Source organism: Thermocatellispora tengchongensis, assembly GCF_014202315.1.
Lineage (GTDB): Bacteria > Actinomycetota > Actinomycetes > Streptosporangiales > Streptosporangiaceae > Thermocatellispora > Thermocatellispora tengchongensis.
This window is the reverse complement of the sequence record NZ_JACHGN010000013.1, coordinates 340,072-347,227: the sequence shown is the minus strand read 5'-3', so window position 1 is coordinate 347,227 and position 7,156 is coordinate 340,072. Positions and strand designations below refer to the sequence as shown.

Here is a 7,156-nt window from a genome sequence, read left to right as displayed (position 1 = left end):
GGAACATGACCCAGTCGGAGATCGCCGGAGAGCTCGGCATCTCCCAGATGCACGTCTCGCGGCTGCTGAAGAAGGTCCTGACCCAGCTTCGCACCACGCTGCTGACCTGAGCCGGGTTCACGCGCGCTCGCAGGCGGCGGCGACCGCTTCGTCCCCAGAGTCGTGCACCCGCAGGTGGGCGCGCAGGCCGAACAACTTCAGCAGGTGGGACGGCGAGCGCTGCAGCGCGGCCAGGTGGGTGGCCCCGCCGTGGTCGCGGGTGCGCCGCAGGCAGGACACCAGCACCCGGAACCCCCGAGCTGTCTATGAACGACATGCCGGGGAGGCGGCGGTGGGCGAGCCTCAGGGGTGTCACATCGCCCCCCCGCGCCGGGCGCCATGTCCCGGGAACCATGCCCGGACCCGCAGTCGGCCCGGGTACAGGCGATCAACGGAACGGTTGATCTCGGTGATTCTGGATCCTCCCCGGGTGGACCGGTCACCGGTATTCGATGCCGATGAGGCAGGTGTCGTCATCGGTGTCGGACCTGCTGTGGGTGAGCAGATGGTCCAGCCGTTCCTCCAGCGTAGGCCCCGGTTCCCCGGCCACTCGTAGGAGGTGCTGCTGCGAGTGCTGCAGCGAGCGGTCGCGGCGCTCGATCAGCCCGTCGGTGTACATCAGCAGGACGTCGCCCTGCTCCAGGCGGTGTGCGCCCTCCTCGTACTCGACCTCGGCCAGCACGCCCAGCATCATGCCGCTGATCATGGGCAGCTCAGTGGGCGTGCCTGAGCGGATCTGGATCGGCGGCAGGTGGCCGGCCCTGGCCCAGCGCATGACCCCGGTCTCGGGGTCGAACAGCGCGCACACGGCGGTGGCGGTGATCTGCTCGGTGAGCTGGTGCGCGACGAGGTTGAGCCAGGTCAGCAACTGCGCGGGCCCGGCGCCGGTGGTGGCCAGGCCCCGCAGCGCGTTGCGCAGCACGACCATGCCGGTGGCCGCCTCGATGCCGTGGCCGGCGACGTCGCCCACCGACAGCAGCACCTGCTTGGACGGCAACACGAGCGCGTCGTACCAGTCGCCGCCCACCGAGTGCTCCTCCTCGGCCGGGCGGTAGCGTACGGCGATCTTGAGGTTGAACGCCTCGAACGGGCCCCGGGTGGGCGGCATGATGGCGTTCTGCAGTTGCAGGGCCAGGCGGTTGCGCTCGCTCGCCTGCTGCTCGCTGTGCGCGAGCTGGTCACGGGTGGCGGCCAGCGCGACCTCGGTCCAGTGCTGGGCCGAGACGTCCTGGAACGCCCCGCGCACGGCCAGCAGGGTGCCGTCGCTGTCCAGGACGGGCTCGGCGACCACGCGGATGTGCCGCGCCACGCCGTCGGGCCGCTGGAGCCGGAAGGCGGTGGAGGCGGGGCGGCGGTGGTGCAGCAGGGTGCGCAGGAACCGGCCGAGCGCGACGCCGTCGTCGGGGTGGGCGTGCCGCGGCAGCCGCTGGAGCGGGATCGGCGGCTCGGTGGCGGGCAGGCCGTGCAGGGTGTACATCTGCTCGCTCCACACGACGCCGCCGGTGACCGCGTTCTCCTCGAAGGCGCCCACCCGGCCCAGCCGCTGGGCGTGCTGCAACAGGTTCGCCAGGCGGGCGGCCTCGTCCATGACCCGCCAGACCAGCAGCACGTCCTCGCCGACCCGGCTGATGCTGACCGAGGCGACCACGCTCAGCGGCACCTCGTCCACCAGCGCGGTCAGCGTCATACGCTCGGCCCGGAACGGCTCGCCGGTGGCGTAGACACGCTCGACCTTCTCGTACAGGCCGCCCTCGCCGGCCGACATCGGGTACGACTCCAGCAGCAGCGTGCCCATCACCATGCCGCGAGGGCGGCCGGCGAAGTCCACGAACTCCCCGTTGACGTGGTGGATGCGGAAGTCGGCGAGCCGCCCGTCGGCGTCGAGGTGCGGGCGCAGCACCAGCGCCGAGTCGTGCAGACCGTCGGCCAGGTCCACGAGCTCCGAACCCGGCTCGTACGCCACCGGCCGCGAGCCGGTCTCCAGGGTGTGCGCGGCCAGCTCGGCCAGCGCCTCCACCTGCCGCTCGACCTGAGGCGGCTGCGGCGGCACCGGGTGCGGCCAGGCGATCTCCAGCACGCCGAGGACCCGCCCGCCCGTGCCCGCGGGCAGCGCGACGCGCCCCTCGGCGGCGTCCCTGCGGTGCCCGACCGACGGCAGGCCCGTCCGGGACAGATCGGTCCACCACACCGCGCGTCGCTCCAGCAGCGCCTGCCGGGCCGGTGTCGCGACGCCGGGGGGCACGTACCGCCAGCGCCGGGCCTCCTCCTCGCCGAAGCCCGCCGACCCGGCCAGGGTGAGCGAGGCGTCCATGCCCGCGGCCCACACCGCGACGGCGTGCGCGCCGAGCGGCACCAGGGCGTGTTCCAGCAGCGATTCCGCGACCGCCTGGGTGTCGGCGGCGGCCAGCGCGCCGCTCTCGGCGGTACGCAGCCGGACGGCGACCGAGAGCTTCTCGGCGTCGCCGTCGCCGGTGGCCGCGGACAGGAACTCGCCGGCCGCCTGGGTCATGCGGTCGCGGGCCGCCTGGTTGACGATGTCGGCCGCCAGCTCCAGCGGCGACAGCCCGGCCTTCTCGGCGAGCCCGGCGAGCTGCCGGGCCGCCTCGGCCGGATTGCACCCCAGCCGCTCCACCAGGATGCCCTTGGCCAGCTCGATCAGGGCGCGGCCGTCGGCCGCGGCGTGCGCCTCCCGCACCTCGCGCCGCAGCCGCTCCACCGTCGCCGCCAGCCGCCCGAGGCCCATGGTCGCGGGCACGTCCGCGGGCGGCTCGTTCCCGGACGGCTCGTGGGGATCGTGCACGTAACGCTCCTTCGCTGTGGCCGAGGGTTCGCCGGGGGAGGGGGCTATCGGTCGAGCCACCGCTGGATGCACGCGATCAGGTGGTCGGCGTCCACCGGCTTGGTGACGTAGTCGCTGGCGCCGGACGCCAGGCTCTTCTCCTGGTCGCCGGGCATCGCCTTGGCCGTGACCGCGATGATGGGCAGGTCGGAGTACTGGGGCATCTTCCGGATGGCGGCCGTGGCGGCGTAGCCGTCCATCTCCGGCATCATCACGTCCATCAGGATGATGTCGATCTCCGGGTGCTCCAGGAGCGTGTCGATGCACTTGCGGCCGTCCTCGGCGTGCAGCACCTGCATGCCGTGGATCTCCAGGATGCCGGTCAGGGCGTACAGGTTGCGGCTGTCGTCGTCCACCACCAGGACGGTGCGGCCGGCAAGGCCGCGGTCGAGCGTGTGCGGCGCGGACGGCTCGGTGGCCTCCTCCGGCCGTACGAGCGGGAGCACGTCGCCCGGCACCTCGGCCGACAGGTGCAGTGCGATGCGCTCGCGCAGCTCGTCCAGGCTGGACAGCAGCTCCAGCGGCTGGGACGCGGCCCGCGCCTGCAGCCGGGCCTCCTGGTCCGGGTCCAGTCGCCAGGTGTTGTAGGCCAGCACGGGCACGCCGCGGAGCGCGGCGTCGCCGTCCATGTGCTCCAGGAAACGCAGCGCGGCGCCGTCGGGCATGTCCAGCTCCAGCACGATGCAGTGGTAGGCCTGGGTGGCCAGCGCGGCGGCGGCCTCCTGCGGCCCCAGAGCGGTGACCGTCTCCACCGGGATGCGTTGCTCGCCGCGGCCGCGGCGGTCGACCAGGTCGGCCACCGCGCTCTCGGCGACCAGGGACAGCAGGCCCCGGTCGCGGGCCTCCACGACGAGCAGGCGGCGCTGCTGCGGGGCGGGCGGCGGCACGACGGCTGCGGGCTCGCGGTCCCCGGGGGCCTGCGCCGCCGGCGCCGGGGTGGTCTCCTCGAAGTCGGGGCGGGCCACGGGCAGGTAGAGGGTGAAGACGCTGCCCTCGCCCGGCGTGCTGCGGGCCGTGATCGCGCCGCCGAGCAGGTAGGCGATCTCGCGGCTGATCGACAGGCCGAGGCCGGTGCCGCCGTACTTGCGGCTGGTCGTGCCGTCGGCCTGCTGGAAGGCGCCGAAGATGGCCTCCAGTTGGTGCTCGGCGATGCCGATGCCGGTGTCGGCGACCCGGAAGGCGATGGCCGCGCCGTGCGAGCGCACCGACGCGGGCACCTCGGCCGGCGAGGCCGGCTCCACACGCAGCTCGACGCTGCCGGACTCGGTGAACTTCACCGCGTTGGACAGCAGGTTGCGCAGCACCTGGCGCAGCCTGGAGTCGTCGGTCAGCACGTCCACCGGCACGCCGTCGGCCGTGGTGATCCGGAAGTCCAGGCTCTTCTGCGTGGTCATCGGGCGGAAGGTGGCGTCGAGGTCGTCCAGGAGCTGGCGCAGCGGCACCCGCTCCGGGAAGATGTCCATCTTGCCCGCCTCGACCTTGGACAGGTCCAGGATGTCGTTGATGAGCTGCAGCAGGTCCGAGCCGGCCGAGTAGATGATGCCGGCGTACTCCACCTGCTTGGGCGTCAGGTTGCGGGTGTGGTTCTGCGCCAGGAGCTGGGCCAGGATGAGCAGGCTGTTGAGCGGGGTGCGCAGCTCGTGGCTCATGTTGGCCAGGAACTCCGATTTGTACCGCGAGGCCAGCGAGAGCTGGTGCGCGCGTGCCTCCAGCTCCTGGCGGGCCTGCTCGATCTCCAGGTTCTTGGTCTCGATGTCGCGGTTCTGGCTGGCCAGCAGCGCGGCCTTCTCCTCCAGCTCGGCGTTGGAGCGCTGCAGCTCCTCCTGCTGGGTCTGCAGCTCCTCCGAGCGGGCCTGGAGCTCGGCGGTGAGCCGCTGCGACTCCGCCAGCAGCTCGTCGGTGCGCGCGTTGGCGATGATGGTGTTGACGTTGACGCCGATGGTCTCCATCAACTGGTCCAGGAAGGCCCGGTGCACGGGGGTGAACGTGTACACCGAGCCCAGCTCGATGACGCCGAGCACCTGCTCCTCCACCACGATGGGCAGCACGATCAGCGAGGACGGCGCGGTCCGGCCCAGGCCGGAGGAGATGGTCACGTAGCTGGGTGGCAGGTCGTCCATGGCGATGGTGCGCCGGGCCCGCGCCGCCTGGCCGACCAGCGACTCGCCCAGTCTGAACCGGGTGGGCCTGGGGGAGTCGCCGTCGGAGGGGTAGCCGTAGGCGCTGATCAGCTTCAGCTCCACTCCCCCGCCGGTCTCCTCGGCCAGGAAGAACGCGCCGTACTGGGCGGAGACCAGCGGGGCCAGCTCGTTCATCACCAGCTCGGCGACCGCGCCGAGATCGCGGTGGCCCTGCATCAGCCCGGACATGCGGGCGAGGTTGGACTTCAGCCAGTCCTGCTCCTCGTTGGCCCGGGTCGTCTCGCGCAGCGACTTCACCATCGAGTTGATGTTGTCCTTGAGGTCGGCCAGCTCGCCCTCGGCGTCCACGGTGATCGAGCGGGTCAGGTCGCCGGAGGTGACGGCGCTGGTGACCTCGGCGATGGCGCGCACCTGGCGGGTGAGGTTGCCGGCCAGCTCGTTGACGTTCTCGGTGAGGCGCTTCCAGGTGCCCGAGACGCCCTCGACCTCGGCCTGGCCGCCCAGGCGGCCCTCGCTGCCCACTTCGCGGGCGACGCGGGTGACCTCGGCGGCGAAGGAGGAGAGCTGGTCCACCATGGTGTTGATCGTGGTCTTCAGCTCCAGGATCTCGCCGCGGGCGTCCACGTCGATCTTCTTGGTCAGGTCGCCCTTGGCCACGGCGGTGGTGACCTGGGCGATGGAGCGCACCTGGCCGGTCAGGTTGTCGGCCATGGAGTTGACGTTGTCGGTGAGGTCCTTCCAGGTGCCGGCCACGTTGGGCACCCGCGCCTGGCCGCCGAGCTGGCCCTCGGTGCCCACCTCGCGGGCCACCCGGGTCACCTCGTCGGCGAACGCGCTGAGGGTGTCGACCATCGTGTTGATGGTCTGGGCCAGCGCGGCGACCTCGCCCTTGGCCTCGACGGTGATCTTCTGCGACAGGTCGCCGCGGGCCACGGCGGTGGCGACCTGGGCGATGGAGCGCACCTGGCTGGTGAGGTTGGACGCCATGAAGTTGACGTTGTCGGTGAGGTCCTTCCACGTGCCCGACACGCCGCGCACGGTGGCCTGGCCGCCGAGCTGGCCCTCGGTGCCCACCTCGCGGGCCACCCTGGTCACCTCGTCGGCGAACGCGGAGAGCTGGTCCACCATCGTGTTGATGGTCTCCTTCAGCTCCAGGATCTCGCCGCGGGCGTCCACCCGGATCTTCTGCGTCAGGTCGCCCTTGGCCACGGCGGTGGTGACCTCGGCGATGGAGCGCACCTGGGCGGTGAGGTTGTCGGCCATGACGTTCACCGACTCCGTCAGGTCCTTCCAGGTGCCCGAGACTCCCTTGACGTCGGCCTGGCCGCCCAGGCGTCCATCGGTGCCGACCTCGCGGGCGACGCGGGTGACCTCGTCGGCGAAGGAGGAGAGCTGGTCCACCATCGTGTTCAGGGTGTTCTTCAGCTCCAGGATCTCGCCGCGCGCCGAGACGGTGATCTTCTGCGACAGATCGCCGCGCGCCACGGCGGTAGCGACCTGGGAGATGTTGCGCACCTGCGCGGTCAGGTTGCCCGCCATGTAGTTCACCGAGTCGGTCAGGTCGCGCCAGGTGCCGGCGACGCCCTTGACGTCCGCCTGGCCGCCGAGCTGCCCCTCGGTGCCCACCTCGCGGGCCACCCTGGTCACCTCGGCGGCGAAGGAGGAGAGCTGGTCGACCATCGTGTTGACGGTGTTCTTCAGCTCCAGGATCTCGCCACGGGCGTCAACAGTGATCTTCTGCGACAGATCGCCCCTGGCCACCGCGGTGGTGACCTCGGCGATCGAGCGCACCTGGTCGGTCAGGTTGCCCGCCATCGCGTTGACCGACTCCGTCAGGTCCTTCCAGGTGCCCGAGACGCCGGGCACCTCTGCCTGACCGCCGAGCCGCCCGTCGGTGCCGACCTCTCGCGCCACTCTGGTGACCTCGGAGGTGAACAGGGAAAGCTGGTGCACCATGCCGTTGAAGACCTGCGCGATCTCGCCGACCAGCCCGCCGGCGTCGGCAGGCAGGCGGGTGCCGAAGTCGCCGTCCCTGACCGCCGTCAGCCCCGCCAGCAGCATGCGCAGCTCGGGCTCCTCGACCGTCCCGCTCCCCGCCGCCTGGCGCGTCGCGCCGGTCGCCGTCTCTTCCATGTCC

4 protein-coding genes are annotated in these 7,156 nt (G+C 71.9%); 1 reads left to right on the top strand and 3 read right to left on the bottom strand.

Translation table 11 applies throughout. From position 1 onward, the window contains the following. On the top strand, positions 1-110 hold a 110-nt coding region (locus HNP84_RS29445), incomplete at its 5' end, for a sigma factor-like helix-turn-helix DNA-binding protein (RefSeq protein WP_281396313.1). 7 nt (positions 111-117) lie between these two features. Here the strand turns inward: HNP84_RS29445 and HNP84_RS29440 are convergent. The 3 genes from HNP84_RS29440 to HNP84_RS29430 form a co-directional block, all read right to left on the bottom strand. Beyond that, positions 118-285 (bottom strand): STAS domain-containing protein, encoded by a 168-nt coding sequence (locus HNP84_RS29440; protein WP_185053172.1) that lies wholly within the window; start codon positions 283-285, stop codon positions 118-120. A gap of 193 nt (positions 286-478) precedes the next feature. Continuing rightward, positions 479-2,839 (bottom strand): SpoIIE family protein phosphatase, encoded by a 2,361-nt coding sequence (locus HNP84_RS29435; RefSeq protein ID WP_312925943.1) that lies wholly within the window; start codon positions 2,837-2,839, stop codon positions 479-481. Positions 2,840-2,883: 44 nt separating this feature from the next. Next, entirely contained in the window at positions 2,884-7,152 is a 4,269-nt protein-coding gene (locus HNP84_RS29430; RefSeq protein ID WP_185053171.1) for a HAMP domain-containing protein, read from the bottom strand. Between the last annotated feature and the right edge of the window lie 4 nt (positions 7,153-7,156).

What these genes read in the sequence shown, in the direction of transcription:
- HNP84_RS29430 (WP_185053171.1), bottom strand. Translation starts at nt 7,152, where the DNA reads ATGGAAGAGACGGCGACCGGCGCGACGCGCCAGGCGGCGGGGAGCGGG.